This window comes from Rhizobium sp. RU35A, assembly GCF_900156005.1.
Lineage (GTDB): Bacteria > Pseudomonadota > Alphaproteobacteria > Rhizobiales > Rhizobiaceae > Neorhizobium > Neorhizobium straminoryzae.
In genome coordinates this window covers 56,290-71,352 of sequence record NZ_FTMR01000006.1, presented here as the reverse complement: position 1 = coordinate 71,352, position 15,063 = coordinate 56,290, and the positions used below count along the sequence as shown (strand labels likewise).

At 64.1% G+C, this 15,063-nt stretch carries 18 protein-coding genes; 11 read left to right on the top strand and 7 right to left on the bottom strand.

The genetic code is table 11. From position 1 onward, the window contains the following. Positions 1-24 precede the first annotated feature (24 nt). Positions 25-984: a site-specific tyrosine recombinase XerD gene (gene xerD / locus F3H95_RS14570; protein WP_149746548.1), complete on the bottom strand. Its 960-nt coding sequence runs from the start codon at positions 982-984 to the stop codon at positions 25-27. An 8-nt stretch (positions 985-992) separates the two neighbouring features. Beyond that, on the bottom strand, positions 993-1,145 hold the full coding sequence (locus tag F3H95_RS27160) for a hypothetical protein (protein WP_185969940.1): 153 nt from the start codon (positions 1,143-1,145) through the stop codon (positions 993-995). Positions 1,146-1,311: 166 nt separating this feature from the next. On the opposite strand from F3H95_RS27160, the gene F3H95_RS14565 reads away from it, so the two are divergent. The 3 genes from F3H95_RS14565 to F3H95_RS14555 are packed head-to-tail and all read left to right on the top strand — an operon-like array spanning position 1,312 to position 4,342. Then, positions 1,312-1,908 (top strand): shikimate kinase, encoded by a 597-nt coding sequence (locus F3H95_RS14565; protein WP_149746547.1) that lies wholly within the window; start codon positions 1,312-1,314, stop codon positions 1,906-1,908. Further along, complete coding sequence (gene aroB / locus F3H95_RS14560) at positions 1,905-3,038, top strand: 3-dehydroquinate synthase (RefSeq protein WP_149746546.1); 1,134 nt, start codon at positions 1,905-1,907, stop codon at positions 3,036-3,038. Before F3H95_RS14565 ends, aroB begins: the two co-directional genes overlap by 4 nt. Then, positions 3,038-4,342 (top strand): HlyC/CorC family transporter, encoded by a 1,305-nt coding sequence (locus tag F3H95_RS14555; RefSeq protein WP_143127135.1) that lies wholly within the window; start codon positions 3,038-3,040, stop codon positions 4,340-4,342. The genes aroB and F3H95_RS14555 overlap by 1 nt, the downstream gene beginning before the upstream one ends. Before the next feature lie 33 nt (positions 4,343-4,375). Here the strand turns inward: F3H95_RS14555 and F3H95_RS14550 are convergent, their stop codons facing one another. Further along, positions 4,376-4,681 (bottom strand): BolA family protein, encoded by a 306-nt coding sequence (locus F3H95_RS14550; RefSeq protein ID WP_149746545.1) that lies wholly within the window; start codon positions 4,679-4,681, stop codon positions 4,376-4,378. A 101-nt stretch (positions 4,682-4,782) separates the two neighbouring features. On the opposite strand from F3H95_RS14550, the gene F3H95_RS14545 reads away from it, so the two are divergent. The 5 genes from F3H95_RS14545 (at position 4,783) to F3H95_RS14525 (ending at position 9,975) form a co-directional block, all read left to right on the top strand. After that, on the top strand, positions 4,783-5,409 hold the full coding sequence (locus F3H95_RS14545) for a J domain-containing protein (protein ID WP_149746544.1): 627 nt from the start codon (positions 4,783-4,785) through the stop codon (positions 5,407-5,409). A gap of 64 nt (positions 5,410-5,473) precedes the next feature. After that, positions 5,474-6,466 (top strand): cobaltochelatase subunit CobS, encoded by a 993-nt coding sequence (cobS, locus tag F3H95_RS14540; protein ID WP_143127138.1) that lies wholly within the window; start codon positions 5,474-5,476, stop codon positions 6,464-6,466. Between the two features lie 33 nt (positions 6,467-6,499). Further along, positions 6,500-8,401: a cobaltochelatase subunit CobT gene (cobT, locus tag F3H95_RS14535; protein WP_143127139.1), complete on the top strand. Its 1,902-nt coding sequence runs from the start codon at positions 6,500-6,502 to the stop codon at positions 8,399-8,401. 11 nt (positions 8,402-8,412) lie between these two features. Further along, positions 8,413-9,405, top strand: coding sequence for an esterase-like activity of phytase family protein (locus F3H95_RS14530; protein ID WP_244618021.1), 993 nt, complete (start codon positions 8,413-8,415; stop codon positions 9,403-9,405). 18 nt (positions 9,406-9,423) lie between these two features. Next, entirely contained in the window at positions 9,424-9,975 is a 552-nt protein-coding gene (locus tag F3H95_RS14525; RefSeq protein WP_149746543.1) for an AAA family ATPase, read from the top strand. A 9-nt stretch (positions 9,976-9,984) separates the two neighbouring features. Here the strand turns inward: F3H95_RS14525 and F3H95_RS14520 are convergent, their stop codons facing one another. Both F3H95_RS14520 and rpmB read right to left on the bottom strand, forming a co-directional pair. Then, the gene (locus F3H95_RS14520) at positions 9,985-10,620 is read right to left on the bottom strand and encodes a queuosine precursor transporter (RefSeq protein ID WP_143127141.1); all 636 of its coding nucleotides are present in this window, start codon (positions 10,618-10,620) and stop codon (positions 9,985-9,987) included. 108 nt (positions 10,621-10,728) lie between these two features. Continuing rightward, a complete protein-coding gene (rpmB, locus tag F3H95_RS14515; protein ID WP_143127142.1) occupies positions 10,729-11,025 on the bottom strand; it encodes a 50S ribosomal protein L28 in 297 nt (98 codons plus the stop codon). Between the two features lie 237 nt (positions 11,026-11,262). On the opposite strand from rpmB, the gene F3H95_RS14510 reads away from it, so the two are divergent. Further along, complete coding sequence (locus F3H95_RS14510; RefSeq protein WP_149746542.1) at positions 11,263-12,036, top strand: DUF3108 domain-containing protein; 774 nt, start codon at positions 11,263-11,265, stop codon at positions 12,034-12,036. Positions 12,037-12,081: 45 nt separating this feature from the next. Continuing rightward, a complete protein-coding gene (locus F3H95_RS14505; RefSeq protein WP_149746541.1) occupies positions 12,082-12,969 on the top strand; it encodes an EamA family transporter in 888 nt (295 codons plus the stop codon). 6 nt (positions 12,970-12,975) lie between these two features. Here F3H95_RS14505 and F3H95_RS14500 read toward each other — a convergent pair whose 3' ends face one another. Next, the gene (locus F3H95_RS14500; protein ID WP_149746540.1) at positions 12,976-13,398 is read right to left on the bottom strand and encodes a cupin domain-containing protein; all 423 of its coding nucleotides are present in this window, start codon (positions 13,396-13,398) and stop codon (positions 12,976-12,978) included. After that, positions 13,395-14,168: a hydroxyacylglutathione hydrolase gene (gloB, locus tag F3H95_RS14495; protein WP_149746539.1), complete on the bottom strand. Its 774-nt coding sequence runs from the start codon at positions 14,166-14,168 to the stop codon at positions 13,395-13,397. The genes F3H95_RS14500 and gloB overlap by 4 nt, the downstream gene beginning before the upstream one ends. Positions 14,169-14,255: 87 nt before the next feature. Between gloB and F3H95_RS14490 the strand changes: the two genes are divergently transcribed. Next, positions 14,256-14,999, top strand: coding sequence for a class I SAM-dependent methyltransferase (locus F3H95_RS14490; protein ID WP_149746538.1), 744 nt, complete (start codon positions 14,256-14,258; stop codon positions 14,997-14,999). Positions 15,000-15,063: the final 64 nt, after the last annotated feature.

Sequence of the window (15,063 nt, the reverse complement as noted above, 5' to 3'; positions counted from 1 at the left end):
GCCGTGCCGCCCCCCGCCCGCGCTCTAATCAGGGTTTTTGGTGGCTTTTGCAAGAGGGTGGTGCATTTCCACCACTTCTCTCAGCCGTTCTTCCAGCACGTGGGTATAGATTTGTGTGGTGGAAATGTCCGAATGGCCGAGCAGTTCCTGAACCACGCGCAGGTCTGCCCCGTTCTGCAACAGGTGGCTGGCAAAGGCATGGCGCAGCACATGCGGGGAAATGGCGCTGGTGCGGATGCCGGCGCGCGCGGCCAGACCCTTGAGATCGCGGGCAAAGACCTGCCGTGGCAGATAGCCCTGCTTGCCGGCAGACGGGAAGAGCCAGGAGCTTTCCGTCTCGCGCCCGGCGGCGATCGCTTCGTTTCGGGCCTTGCCATAGGCGGTCATGGCGGCGATCGCCGAACGCGACAGCGGCACCAGCCGCTCCTTGTTCCCCTTGCCGCGGATCATCAGGAAGCGGCCTTCCTGATCCATCACCTTGGCTGGCAGCGAAACGAGTTCGCTGACGCGCATGCCCGTCGCATAGAGCAGTTCCAGCAGCGCCAGCATGCGCAACCGGCCGATGCGCTCGCCGACAGAGCCTTCCGGCGCGGCCGCTTCTTCGGCTGCACGCGCGAGAAGCCGGCCGACTTCGGCCTCGCTGAGGATCTTCGGCAGTCCCCGCTCCTTCTTCGGCGCATCGAGAATGCCGGTCGGGTCGTCGCCGCGCAGTCCCTCGGTATAGAGAAAGCGATAGAACTGCCGCATCGCCGAGAGCCGGCGCGCCTGCGAGGAGGCGGCAAAACCCTGGCCCGCCAGATGGGCGAGATAATCTGTGAGATCGGTGCTGCTGGCGGCGGTAAGGCCGATCTTGCGCGTCGACAGAAAGCTCGCGAGATCCTCCAGGTCGCGCTCGTAGGAGGCAAGCGTGTTGGCGGCGGCACCGCGTTCGGCGCTCATCATTTCCAGAAAGGCTTCCGCATGGGCGCGGGACAGATCGGCCACGGCAGCTCTCACGGTTGGGGCGGGTTGAGACGCTCGGAAGGCACGCGCACCGTTACGTCGCGCGCGCGCGGCTCGACCAGCACGGCCAGCGCCATCATGCTTCCATAGACCAGGCCGCACAGCACGGCGATGATGGACAGGAAACGAAAGAGGGTCGGCATGCGCTGCTCCGTTCATCGAGGCGCTTCCCTTATGGGGAAAGCCGGCTGCGAGCGCAAGAACAAGTGCCACGACCACCTTTCCGCCCGCCTGTGGCTTGACGCTGCACATCCATTTGTCGATAGGGTTGCCGACAAAGGACCGCGAGAGGACACATTTAAGACCGCGATGCCCGATCTCGTCACACCACCGACAGAGCCCCTGACGCTGAGCGAGCGGGCGCGCGCGGCCCTGCGGGGGCGCAATCTGATTTTCGTCGGCCTGATGGGTGCGGGCAAGTCCGCCATCGGCCGGATCGTTGCCCAACAGCTCGCCATGCCCTTCGTCGATACCGATGCCGAGATCGAGCGCGTATCGCGCATGACGATCCCGGAACTGTTTGCCGCCTATGGCGAGGCAGAGTTCCGGGCGCTGGAAACCCGCGTCATCGAGCGCCTGCTGAAAAGCGGACCGCGCGTGGTCTCCACCGGCGGCGGTGCCTTTATCAACGAGCGCACTCGCGCGGTGATCCGCTCCGGCGGCCTGTCGCTCTGGCTGCGGGCGGACCTCGACGTGTTGTGGGATCGCGTCAACAAGCGCGACAACCGCCCGCTTTTGAAGACCGAGAACCCGAAGCAGACGCTGGAAAACCTGATGCACCAGCGCTACCCCATCTACGCGGAGGCCGACGTGACGGTCGAATCCCGCGACATTCGCAAGGATGCCATGGCCCACGAGGTTCTGGCGGTCCTTGCTGCATTGGCCGAGGAAGGCAAAGCGCGATGAACAGTGCAGCTGACAATAGTCCGGAACGTCTTGTCCATGTGCCGCTCGGCGAGCGCGCCTACGACATCCTGATCGGGCCGGACCTGATTGCCCATGCGGGCGGCGAGATCACCGCGCGCCTCAAGGGTCGCAAGGCGGCGATCGTCACAGACGAGAATGTCGCGCCGCTCTACCTGGAAGCGCTGATGGACAGCCTGCAGACCGACGGCATCGAGGCGGTCTCTCTGACGCTGCCGGCCGGTGAAAAGACCAAGAGCGTGGAGCCGCTGGTCGCCGTCTGCGACATGGCATTGTCGGCCCGCATCGAGCGTAACGACTGCATCATCGCGCTCGGCGGCGGCGTGATCGGCGATCTCGCCGGCTTTGCCGCCGGCATCGTCAGGCGCGGCGTGCGCTTCGTGCAGATTCCGACGACGCTGCTGTCGCAGGTCGATTCCTCCGTGGGCGGCAAGACCGGCATCAATACCCGTCACGGCAAGAACCTGCTCGGCGTGTTCCACCAGCCGGATCTGGTGCTCTCCGACACCGGCGCGCTCGATACGCTGAGCGAACGCGAGTTCCGCGCCGGCTATGCCGAGGTCGCGAAATATGGCCTGATCGACAAGCCGGATTTCTTCGCATGGCTGGAGAAGAACTGGCGGGCCGTGTTTGCCGGGGGGGCTGCCCGCGCCGAGGCGATTGCGATCAGCTGTCAGGCCAAGGCCGACGTCGTGGTCGAGGACGAGCGCGAAACGGGCCGTCGCGCCCTTCTCAATCTCGGCCATACCTTTGGCCATGCGCTGGAAGCTGCCACGCAATATGACAGCCGCCGGCTGGTCCACGGCGAAGGCGTTGCGATCGGCATGGTGCTGGCGCATCGCTTCTCGGCCCGCATGAATCTCGCAAGCCCTGATGATGCAGCCCGCGTCGAGGCGCATCTGAAGGCGGTGGGCCTACCCACGCAGATCGCCGACATTCCGGGCGAGGCGCTGTCGACCGAGGTGCTGATGAACGCCATTGCCCAGGACAAGAAGGTGAAGGGCGGCCAGCTGACCTTCATCCTGACCCGCGGCATCGGCCAGTCCTTCATCGCCGACGATGTGCCGGCATCCGAAGTCCAGTCCTTCCTGGAGGAGACGCAAAAGGGGTGATGCTGCAGGAGATCCTTGCCTTCCTGGCCGAGTACTGGCTGACACTCGTATCCGTTCTGCTGCTGATTGCCGCCTCGGCCTTCTTCTCGGGTTCGGAAACGGCGCTGACGGCCGTGTCGCGTGCGCGCATGCACACGCTGGAAAGCAACGGCGATCTCCAGGCCGGGCTGGTCAATCGGTTGATCGAGCGGCGCGACCGGTTGATCGGTGCGCTGCTGATCGGCAACAATCTCGTCAACATCCTCGCTTCCTCGCTCACCACAAGCCTGTTCCTCGGCCTGTTCGGCCAGACGGGCGTGGCGGCCGCCACTGTACTGATGACGGTGCTTCTCGTCGTCTTTTCCGAAGTGCTGCCGAAGAGCTGGGCCATCTCGACACCGGATCGCTTCGCCATCGCCGTGGCGCCTGCGGTACGCGTTTTCGTTGGTCTTGCCGGTCCGCTCTCGAGTGGTGTGAATGCGATCGTCCGCTTCATTCTCTCCCTGTTCGGGGTCAACCTGTCGCGTGGCATTTCCATGCTGACCGCGCATGAGGAGCTGCGCGGCGCGCTGGACCTGCTGCACAAGGAAGGCTCCTTCATCAAGGCGGACCGCGACCGGCTGGGCGGCCTCCTGGACCTGGAAGAACTGGAAGTCTCCGACGTGATGAAGCACCGCACGGTGATGCGGGCGATCAATGCGGACGACCCGCCCGACGTGGTGGTGCGCGCCGTGCTGGAAAGCCCCTTCACCCGCATGCCGCTGTGGCGCAACTCCACCGAAAACATCATCGGTGTTGTGCACGCCAAGGACCTGCTGCGGGCGCTTGCCGAGCCGGACATGGAGCCGCGCGATCTGGATATCGTGAAGATTGCCCAGAAGCCCTGGTTCGTGCCCGATACCACCAGTCTGAAGGATCAGCTGAACGCTTTCCTGCGCCGCAAGATGCATTTTGCTGTCGTGGTGGACGAGTATGGCGAGGTGCAGGGCATCGTGACGCTGGAGGATATTCTGGAAGAGATCGTCGGCGATATCGCCGACGAGCACGATCTGGAGATCCAGGGCGTGCGCCAGGAGGCCGACGGTTCGATCGTGGTCGATGGCGCCGTGCCGATCCGCGACCTCAACCGCGCGCTCGACTGGAATCTGCCGGACGAGGAGGCCACCACCATTGCCGGTCTCGTCATCCACGAATCCAAGCTGATTCCCGAGGAGCGGCAGAGCTTCACCTTCCACGGCAAGCGCTTCACGGTGATGAAGCGGGAAAAGAACCGCATCACGCGGCTGCGCATCCGCCCGGCCGAAGACATCCCGTTGAAGGCTTGAGTGGCCGACACTGGGGGCCGCGGCCTTCTGCCGCTACCAGCGCGTCGTCTCGCCCGGTGCTGCCGCTTCGATGGCCAGTGCATGCAGGCCCGCATCCAGTTCCGGCTTCAGAAGCGCATTCACGAGGCGGTGGCGCTCGACGCGACCGACGCCCGCGAAACGCTCGGACACCACCCGGACCCGCATGTGTGTCTCGCCGGTGCCGGTGATGTTCGGCTGGTGTCCGGCGTGGTGATGGCTTTCGTCGATCACCTCCAGCCGCGCCGGTTTGAGCGCCTCGAAGAGCGTCGTTTCGATGCGGGCGCGCACGGATGGGGTCGGGCTGATCGACTTGCTCATGGGCTGGCTCCGGACTTGCGAAAAGGGGGTCCCAGAAAGCAGCAACAAACCGCTTTGTCAATTCTTGTTGTCCCTGCCGCGGCACCCCATAATCTGCTCGCATGAGACTGGATTCCAAATATTTCGACCGTATCCGCACGCGCCGCAAACGGGAGCAGGACGCGGCGCCGCAGGCGCCGACCTGCCAATGGGACGGCTGTGACAAGCCGGGCGCCCACCGCGCCCCCGTGGGCCGCAATGCGGAGGGTCAGTTCTTCCTGTTCTGCTTCGAGCACGTGAAGGAATACAACAAGGGCTACAACTATTTCTCCGGCCTGTCGGACAACGAGATTGCCCGCTACCAGAAGGAAGCGATCACCGGCCATCGCCCCACCTGGACGGTCGGCGTCAACAAGTCGGCGCGCGAGGCGCCGTTGCATGCCAGCCAGCGTTCCGGTTCGGCGGCGAGCTTCAACCGTGTGAAGGACCCGTTCGGCTTCGTGCGTGACAGCCAGGCAGGCAGCCGTCCCAGCCAGCCGGCGGTTCGGCGATTAAAGACGCTGGAAGCGAAAGCTTTCGACATAATGGGCTTGACCGCAGGCGCCACGGCGGCTGAAATCAAGGGCCGCTACAAGGAACTCGTCAAAAAACATCATCCGGACGCGAATGGCGGCGATCGCGGGTCGGAGGAACGTTTTCGCGCTGTCGTACAGGCCTACCAATTGTTAAAGCAGTCCGGTTTCTGTTAAGCCGTTCTGATGCATGGCAGCAAGGATTGCGGCCGCACCGTCCCGGGTGCGGCGTGGAGTGGTGATGAGCAAAATCGATCTTGATATTTCCAACCTCCCGGATACGACGGTGTCTGTCCGGGACGTCTTCGGCATTGACACGGACCTGAAGGTGCCCGCCTACAGCAATGGCGACCCTTACGTTCCCGACCTCGACCCCGATTACCTGTTTGACCGCGATACGACGCTCGCCATTCTGGCCGGCTTCGCGCACAACCGTCGCGTGATGGTGTCCGGCTTCCACGGCACCGGCAAGTCCACCCATATCGAGCAGGTCGCTGCCCGCCTCAACTGGCCCTGCGTGCGCGTCAACCTCGACAGCCATGTCAGCCGTATCGATCTCGTCGGCAAGGACGCGATCGTTCTGAAGGACGGCAAGCAGATCACCGAGTTCAAAGACGGCATCCTGCCCTGGGCCTACCAGCACAATGTCGCGCTCGTCTTCGACGAATACGATGCCGGCCGTCCGGACGTGATGTTCGTGATCCAGCGCGTGCTGGAATCGTCCGGTCGCCTGACGCTGCTCGACCAGAGCCGCGTGATCCGTCCTCACCCGGCCTTCCGCCTGTTTGCGACCGCCAACACGGTCGGTCTTGGCGACACGACCGGCCTCTATCACGGCACCCAGCAGATCAACCAGGCGCAGATGGACCGCTGGTCGATCGTGACCACGCTGAACTACCTGCCGCACGAGAAGGAAGTCGATATCGTCGCCGCCAAGGTGAAGAGTTTCGGCGCCACCGCGCAGGGCCGTGAAACCGTCTCCAAGATGGTCCGCGTTGCCGACATGACGCGCTCGGCCTTCATCAACGGCGATCTCTCCACCGTGATGAGCCCGCGCACCGTCATCACCTGGGCGGAAAATGCGGAAATCTTCGGCGATGTCGCCTTTGCCTTCCGCATCACCTTCCTCAACAAGTGCGATGAACTGGAGCGCACGCTGGTGGCCGAACAGTACCAGCGCGCCTTCGGCGTCGAACTGAAGGAAAGCGCCGTGAACATCGTTCTCGGCGCCTGAGGCGAATGAGCAGGCAAGCAAGGTAGATCGAAAATGGCAGGCCGGGGTGACAATTCGAAGGCAAAGAGCGGCGGACCGGTGGATACCGAGCCGCTGCGCCGGGCCATCACCGGCTGCGTCCGTTCGATCGCCGGCAGCAACGAGGTGGAGGTTTCCTTCGCCAACGAGCGGCCGGGCATGGCGGGCGAGCGCATTCGCCTGCCGGAAATCACCAAGCGGCCGACGGCGCAGGAAGTGGCCGTGACCCGCGGTCTCGGTGATTCCATGGCGCTTCGGCTTGCCTGCCACGATACCGATGTGCATGCGACGATGTCGCCGCAGGGCACGGATGCGCGCGCCGTGTTCGACGCGGTCGAGCAGGCGCGCGTCGAATCGCTCGGTTCTCTGCGCATGGCGGGCGTTGCCGCCAACCTCAACAGCATGAATGCCGAGAAATATTCCAAGGCGAATTTTTCCGGCGTCGAGCGCCAGGAGGACGCGCCGATCGGCGAGGCCATGGCCATGCTGGTGCGCGAAAAACTGACGGGCACCGCGCCGCCGGCCAGCGCCGGCAAGGTTCTCGATCTCTGGCGGCCGTTCTTCGAAGACAAGGTGGGCGCCGATCTCGACAATCTGAAGGGCGTGATCGAGGACCAGCAGGCCTTTGGCAAGCTCGTTCGCCACATGCTCTCCTCCATGCAGATGGCCGAGGACTATGGCGACGAGGACAACCAGCCGGAGGAGATGGAGAACGAGAACGACGAGGAGCAGCCGCGCAGCAACGAGACCGAGAATGACGAGGTCGAGGAAGATGCGGGCTCCGATGCGGCACCCGCCGAGGAGAGCCAGGCCGCCGAGGAACAGCTCGACGACGGCGAGATGGACGGCGCGGAAATTTCCGACGACGACATGAGCGACGACGAGGACGACCAGTCCGAGACGCCCGGCGAGACCCGTCGCCCGAACCTGCCCTTCGACGATTTCAACGAGAAGGTGGATTACCACATCTTCACGCAGGAATTCGACGAGGAGATCACGGCGGAAGAACTCTGCGACGAGGCCGAACTCGACCGTCTGCGCGCCTTCCTCGACAAGCAGCTGTCGCATCTGCAGGGCGCAGTCGGGCGTCTGGCGAACCGCCTGCAGCGCCGCTTGATGGCGCAGCAGAACCGCTCCTGGGATTTCGACCTGGAGGAGGGCTATCTTGATCCGGCCCGCCTCGTGCGCCTCGTCATCGATCCCATGCAGCCGCTGTCCTTCAAGCGCGAGCGCGATACGCAGTTCCGCGACACCGTCGTGTCGCTCGTCATCGACAATTCCGGTTCGATGCGCGGCCGGCCGATCACGGTTGCGGCCACCTGCGCCGACATTCTTGCCCGCACGCTGGAACGCTGCGGCGTGAAGGTGGAAATCCTCGGCTTCACCACCAAGGCCTGGAAGGGCGGCCAGAGCCGCGAGCAGTGGCTGGCCAGCGGCAAGCCGCCGACGCCCGGCCGCCTGAACGACCTGCGCCACATCGTCTACAAGGCGGCGGATGCGCCCTGGCGCCGCTCGCGCCGCAATCTCGGCCTGATGATGCGCGAGGGCCTGCTCAAGGAAAACATCGATGGCGAGGCGCTGATGTGGGCGCATAACCGTCTGATCGGTCGCCCCGAGCAGCGCAAGATCCTGATGATGATCTCGGACGGCGCGCCGGTTGATGATTCCACTCTGTCGGTCAATCCGGGCAATTACCTGGAGCGCCATCTTCGCGCCGTCATCGACCAGATCGAGAATCGTTCGCCGGTTGAACTTTTGGCGATCGGCATCGGTCACGATGTCACGCGCTACTATCGCCGCGCCGTTACCATCGTGGACGCGGACGAACTGGCCGGTGCCATGACCGAGCAGCTCGCGTCGCTGTTTGATGAGAAGACCGGCGGCAGCCCGCGTGGGCGTCTGCGCCGGGCCGGCTGATCGCGCCGCGCATGATGTTGCGCCGTGCTGTCTGCATTCTCGCCCTGATTATCGTCTCCGTCACCATGACCGCGGCGGAGACAGTGCCAGTGTCGGTCACAGCCCGCCGGATCGAACATTTCCGCGCGAAGTCCGAGGAGCGTCGCTTCGGCGCCTTCGAATTCGTTGGCGGCCTCGAACTCACTTCCCGCCAGCCGCTGTTCGGCTCGCTCTCGGCCATCCGGTTCAGGGCGGACGGGCAGCGTTTCGTCTCGGTGCTCGATACAGGCTACTGGCTGACAGGCCGGATCGAGCGCGACGCCAAGGGACATCTCTCCGGGGTTTCGGATGTGCGGATCACCGGCATGCGCGATCAGCGCGGCCGCGAGCCGCGCAACAAGGCCGATATCGATGCGGAAGGGCTGGCTCTGCGTGCCGGCCAAGCGGCCGTCAGTTTCGAGCGCCGCCATCGCGTCGATCTCTATCCCGATCCGGGCTACGAGGAGGCAAGACCCCAGCGCAGCCTCGATCTCCCGATCCCCAAGCAAAGCCTCAGCCGCAATGGTGGGCTTGAGACGCTGGTGGCGGCACCGGTGGATGGGCCTCTGAAGGGCGCGCTTCTGACAATTGCCGAAGACAGCACGGATCGCGACGGCCATCTTTATGCGGCCATTCTCGACGGACCGCTGAAGGGGGCGTTTCGGGTAGTACGCAACGATCCCTGGAGCGTGACGGACGGCGCGTTCCTGCCGGGCGGGGATCTTCTGCTGCTCGAGCGTCGCTTCAGCGTGATCGGGGGCGTCGGCATGCGCATTCGCCGCATTGCAGGCAACGCCCTGCGCCCCGGCGCGCTGATCGATGGTCCGGTGCTGCTGGAGGCGGACATGGGGTTCGAGATCGACAACATGGAAGGCATCGACGTCATCGCCGGCGCGGATGGTCATCCGCATGTCATTCTCGTATCGGATGACAACCAGTCGGTCTTCCAGCGCAGCCTGATGCTGGAATTCCGTCTGCTGCAGTAGGCCGATCGGAGACAAGGCATGGCGCGTATTCACATCATGGGAGCCTCCGGCTCCGGCACGACGACGCTCGGGCGCATGCTTGGCGAGCGGTTGCGGATCCCGCATCTCGATACCGACAGCTTCTTCTGGATGCCGACCGAGCCGCCCTTCACGACGCCGCGTCCGGTGCCGGAACGCCTTCAGCTGATCGAGCATGCGATCGCCGGCGTGCCCAGCTGGGTGCTGTCCGGTTCCGCGCTGAAATGGGGCACGCCGCTGGAGCCGCTTTATGATCTGATCGTCTTCCTGCGACTTGATCCGGAGGTGCGGATGGCCCGCATCCGTCGGCGCGAGAGCGAGCGCTATGGCGACCGAATCCTGCCCGGCGGCGATATGGCCGAGACGAGTCGCGCCTTTCTTGAATGGGCGGCGAGTTACGATACGGCCGGGCCGGAGCAGCGCAGCCTTGCCGCCCACGAGGCCTGGCTTGCCGGCCGCGAGACCCCCGTGCTGCGTCTCGATTCGATGCTTCCCGCAGAGGAACTGGCGGAGGTCGTGCTCCGCCATCCCGTCATCGGGCAGGCATCGTAAGACGGAAGATCAGGCCGCCTTTGCAGGCGGCATCGGCTTCAGAATGCTCATCAGCGCGCCATAGGGCAGCAGCATGACGAGGCCGACCAGTAGTTTGACGGTGAAATCGCCGATAGCCCAGGAAATCCAGCGCGGGGCTTCCGTGGCAAGGATGCCAAGGACCGGAGCCTGGCTGATGGCGAAATCGTCATTGGCGCCCAGGAAGGCGAAGGCCGGCGCGAAGGACAGCGAGAAGAACAGGACCGTATCCAGCATCGAGCCGAACAGCGAGCCGGCCAGCGGCGCCTGCCACCAGGTCTGCCGGCGCAGGCGGTTGAAGACGGAGATATCGAGCAGCTGGCCGACCAGATAGGCGGTGCCCGAGGCCATCGCGATGCGCGGCAGCGAGGTGTAGAAGGAGATCGTCACGCCCACCACGAAGCCGGCCAGCACCACGCGGCGGGCGACCGTCGGTCCGAACTGACGATTGGTGAGATCTGTGACCAGGAAGGCGGCGGGATAGATGAAAGCGCCCCAGGTGAGCAGATCGCTCAGCTTGATGCCGAACAGGGTGCCGAGAACCGGGAACTGGACAAGGAAATTCGAGGCGACGACGACAAGCGTCATCAGCAGCACATAGATGATGGTCGCGCGGAGATATTGCATTTTTTTACCCTGGGTGATGCCACCAGCAAGAGGAAACGAACGGCAACAGAAAAGGCCTGATCGGCGAACCGTCAAGCCTTTTCGAAGCGGGTGATGGAGGCTTTAGCCTTAGGCGGCTGCAGCTTCTGCGGTCTTCTTGACGATCTGGCGGCGCAGCAGACGAGCGCGCATCGACAGTTCGGTCTCGTCAGCCTTCAGCAGGAAGGCATCCAGGCCACCGCGATGCTCGACGGAGCGCAGGGCATGGGCGGAAACGCGCAGACGGTAACGCTGGCCGAGAGCATCGGAAATCAGCGTGACGTGGCAGAGGTTCGGCAGGAACCGACGCTTCGTCTTATTGTTGGCATGGCTGACATTGTTGCCCGACTGGACGCCCTTGCCGGTCAATTCGCACACACGGGACATGGGTACACCTTTGTTCTTCTTAGCAATTGAACGGGGATTCGGGCAACGCCCGGCCTGCCGATCCAACTGGTCCTGATTGGAAAGTTGCGGTTCTATAGTCAGTGGGGCCGCGCCCGTCAAGCCAAACATGGTGCAACCGGGCAGATTCCGCCGCGCGCCGTCTTTTCTCCCGCTATTTTCTTGCCACACTGCGCAGGTTATAGTGAGCAAGCGTCACTTCACACCCAAGGCCAGACCATGCTCCGCCGGAGCCGTTCCCTTCTTTTGTTGACCGCCTGTCTCGGACTGTTCGCCACCCCGGCGACCACGGCCGGCATCCGTCATCTCAGCGAATACGACATTTCGCTGGGTGTGCTGCCGATCGCGCGGGCATCGTTTTCCAGCGAATTCGATCGCGACGATTACCGGATCAACGGATCCTTCAAGTCCTCCGGGCTCGTCAGTCTGTTTTCCGAAATCTCGGCCGATACCAGCGTCAACGGCGCCATTCGCGGCCAGCGGTTGCAGGCACGGGCCTATTCGCTGATTTATCGGCAGGACAGGAAAACGCGGCGCTACGAGATCCGCTACCGCAACGGCGATGTCGTCTCGACCTCTGTCGATCCGGAACCGAAGGCGCGACCTTCCAACTGGATCCCGGTCAGCAATGGCGACCTTCGTTCGGTGCTCGATCCTCTCTCCGGCCTGATCTTCCCGGAGGGGGCGAAGATCTGCCCCAGCCGGCTGCCGATCTATGACGGCGAATCCAGGCTCGACCTCATCCTGTCGCCCAAGGGCAGCAAGCCCTTCTCCACCAAGGGCTTCAGCGGGGACGCGATTGTCTGCGAGGTGCGCTATGTACCGAGGTCCGGTTACAAGCAGGGCCGCAGCGATATCGAATATCTGAAGAGCGTCAGCATGGAGGTCTGGTTTGCCAAGGCAGATAAGGTCAATGTATATGCTCCCGTCTACGCCCGCATCCCGACCAAGGTCGGGGACGTCTATGTGACGGCGGTGAAATACGGCGGATAATCGGGGCCGAACCTGTCGGCCCGCATGGTGCTGCAGGGGGCAGATGTGAAGATCAAGGGGACGTTGATCGGCTTTACGGCGATCCTGATGTGGTCGCTGCTCGCCCTGATGACCGCCGCCTCCGGCACCATGCCGCCCTTCCAGCTGTCAGCCATCACCTTTGCGATCGGCAGCCTGCCGGGCCTTGTTTTGCTTGCCGCACGTCCCGGGCGTCTGAAGCTGCTGCGCCAGCCGGCAAAAGTCTGGCTCACGGGGATTGGCGGGCTGTTCGGCTATCATTTTCTGTATTTCACGGCGCTGCGCAATGCACCGGCGGTGGAGGCGGGGCTGATCGCCTACCTCTGGCCGCTGCTGATCGTCGTGGGCTCGGCTCTGCTGCCGGGCGAGCGGTTGCGCTGGCATCATCTCGCCGGCGCGCTGGCGGGTCTTGCGGGCACGGTCGCTATCGTCTCCCGCACCGGTCTTTCCTTCGATGGCGCCTATCTCGTCGGCTATGGCGCAGCCTTCCTCTGCGCCTTCACCTGGTCCGGCTATTCGCTGCTGACCCGGCGGTTCGAGGCCGTGTCCACTGATGTGGTGACGGGTTTTTGTCTGGCGACCTCCATCCTGTCGCTGCTCTGCCATCTGGCACTCGAGCAGACGGTCTGGCCCGCTGGCGCAGCGGAATGGATCGCCATCCTCGGTCTTGGCCTGATGCCGGTGGGGGCGGCTTTCTATGCTTGGGATTTCGGGGTGAAGGCCGGCGACATCCAGATCCTCGGCGCCGCCAGCTATGCGGCGCCGCTGCTCTCCACGCTGATCCTGGTTCTCTTCGGTTTTGCGGAGCCCAGTCTTCGGATCGCGCTTGCCTGCCTGCTGATCACCGGCGGTGCGGCCCTGGCCGCCAAGGACATGATCCGCCGCCGGCCGGTCGCCGAGGCGCCCGCGGAATAGGGCGTGTCAGGCGCCGGGATCCCAGCCGGGCGGCGCCATCTCGAATGTCGCAAACTCGAATCCGGGCGCAACCGTGCATCCGACAAGCGTGAAGGCACCGAGCGGTTCGGCACATTGCCATTCGCCGGCCACAACCACGATCTGCGGCCGCTCGCCCTTTTCAAGATCGAGCCCGAGGATTTCGGCGCGCGCCGCTTCGCCGTCCTTCGCCAGCCGGAGCTTCAGCGGTTCGCCCGCGTAGAAGTGCCAGACTTCGGCGGCGTCCTTCACCCGGTGCCAGTGCGAGCGCTCGCCGGCTTTGAGCAGGTAATAGATCGCCGTGGAATGGCCACGGGGTCCCCCGCCCGCATCGCGAAAGGTTTCCGTGTACCAGCCGCCTTCGGGATGCGGCTGCATGGCGAGCCTCTCGATGATCTCGTCAGCCGTCACTTGAAGTTGTCCTTGCGCTTGCGGATTTCGGCAAACACCTCCTCATTGGTCGCGCCTTCCATCACCAGATGACGGCGGATCGCGGGGTCGGCCACGCGCAGGAAGGGATTGGTTTCCTTCTCCAGCCCCATCATGGTGGGAATCGTGAAGCGCCCCTCGGCGCGCAGTGCATCGATCTGGCGCACCCGCCGCTGCAGGACCTCGTTGTCGGGGTCGATGCTGATGGCAAAGCGGGCATTGGACTGCGTGTATTCGTGGCCGAAATAGATGGCGGTCTCATCCGGCAGCACGCAGAGTTTCTGCAGGGAATGCCACATGTCGGCGGCGCTGCGCTCGAACAGGCGGCCGCAGCCCAGCGCAAACAGCGTGTCGGCGGCAAACAGCAGCTTGTCTTCGGGGAAGCTGTAGCAGACATGGCCGGCGGTGTGGCCCGGGGTCTCGAAAACGCGCACCGGATGTTCGCCGAACAGGAATTCGTCGCCATCGGCCACCGAACGGTCCAACCCCGGGATCGCCACCGCCTCGTTGACCGGGCCGATGATCTCGCAGCCATAGCGCTCCTTCAGCGCCAGGTTTGCCTCGACATGATCGGTATGGTGATGCGTGGTGAAGATATGCGTGATCTTCCAGCCGCGTGCCTCCGCCGCCGCCACGATCGGACCTTCTTCCGGCGCATCGATGGAGGCCGTCAGCCCGCTTTCCGGATCGTGCAGCAGCACGCCGTAATTGTCGCTGCGACACATAAAGACTTCAATCGCCAGAGTTTTCATCAGTGCTGCCCATTGCGTGTGAACCGTGTTGCCCCAATGTAGAGGCCACCGACTTGAAGTCCAACCACCCTCTGATAGCTTTTCGCCATGCACGCCGATATCGTCGACCTCCGTGAGTTCTACCAGTCGCCGCTCGGCCGCTTTGCCGAGCATTCGATCACCATGGCGCTGTCCTCGCTTTGGCCGCGCCTGCCGGAGGAGCGGCTGGTGGGGCTCGGCTATGCGGTGCCTTATCTCGACCGCTTTCGCGCCGATACCGAGCGCACCTTCGCCTTCATGCCGGCGGGGCAGGGGGCGGTGAACTGGCCGGTCGGGGAATTGTCCTCAACCGCGCTTGTCTTCGATGAAGAACTGCCGCTGCCGGATGCCTGCATCGACCGCGTGCTGATGGTGCATTCGCTGGAATTTGCCGAGAACCCGCGCGAGACGCTGAAGGAGCTGTGGCGCATCCTGGCGCCCGGCGGCCGGCTTGTCATCGTGGTGCCGAACCGTCGCGGGGTGTGGGCGCGCATGGAGCATACGCCGTTCGGCTCGGGTCGTCCCTATTCGCGCCGTCAGCTGACCAATCTGATGCGAGAGACGAATTTCACGCCGTCTGCCGCCGCCGAGGCACTGTTCTTCCCCCCCTCCAAGCTGCGAGCGGTGCTGAAGCTTCGCCATGGTTTCGAGCGGATCGGCCGCAGGCTCTGGCCGGCCTTTTCCGGCGTACTGGTGCTGGAGGCGCAGAAGCGGCTCTATCAGGGCCTGCCGGTGGCGGCGCGCGCCTCGCGGCGTGTTTTCGTGCCGGTGCTTGGCGCGCAAGGGGTTCCGACGACCAGAAGCCGCAGTTGAGGCCTTGCGGCCTCGACAAAAGCGGCCGACAGGATTAAGGGCGATGGATCATCTTTTTCGAAGG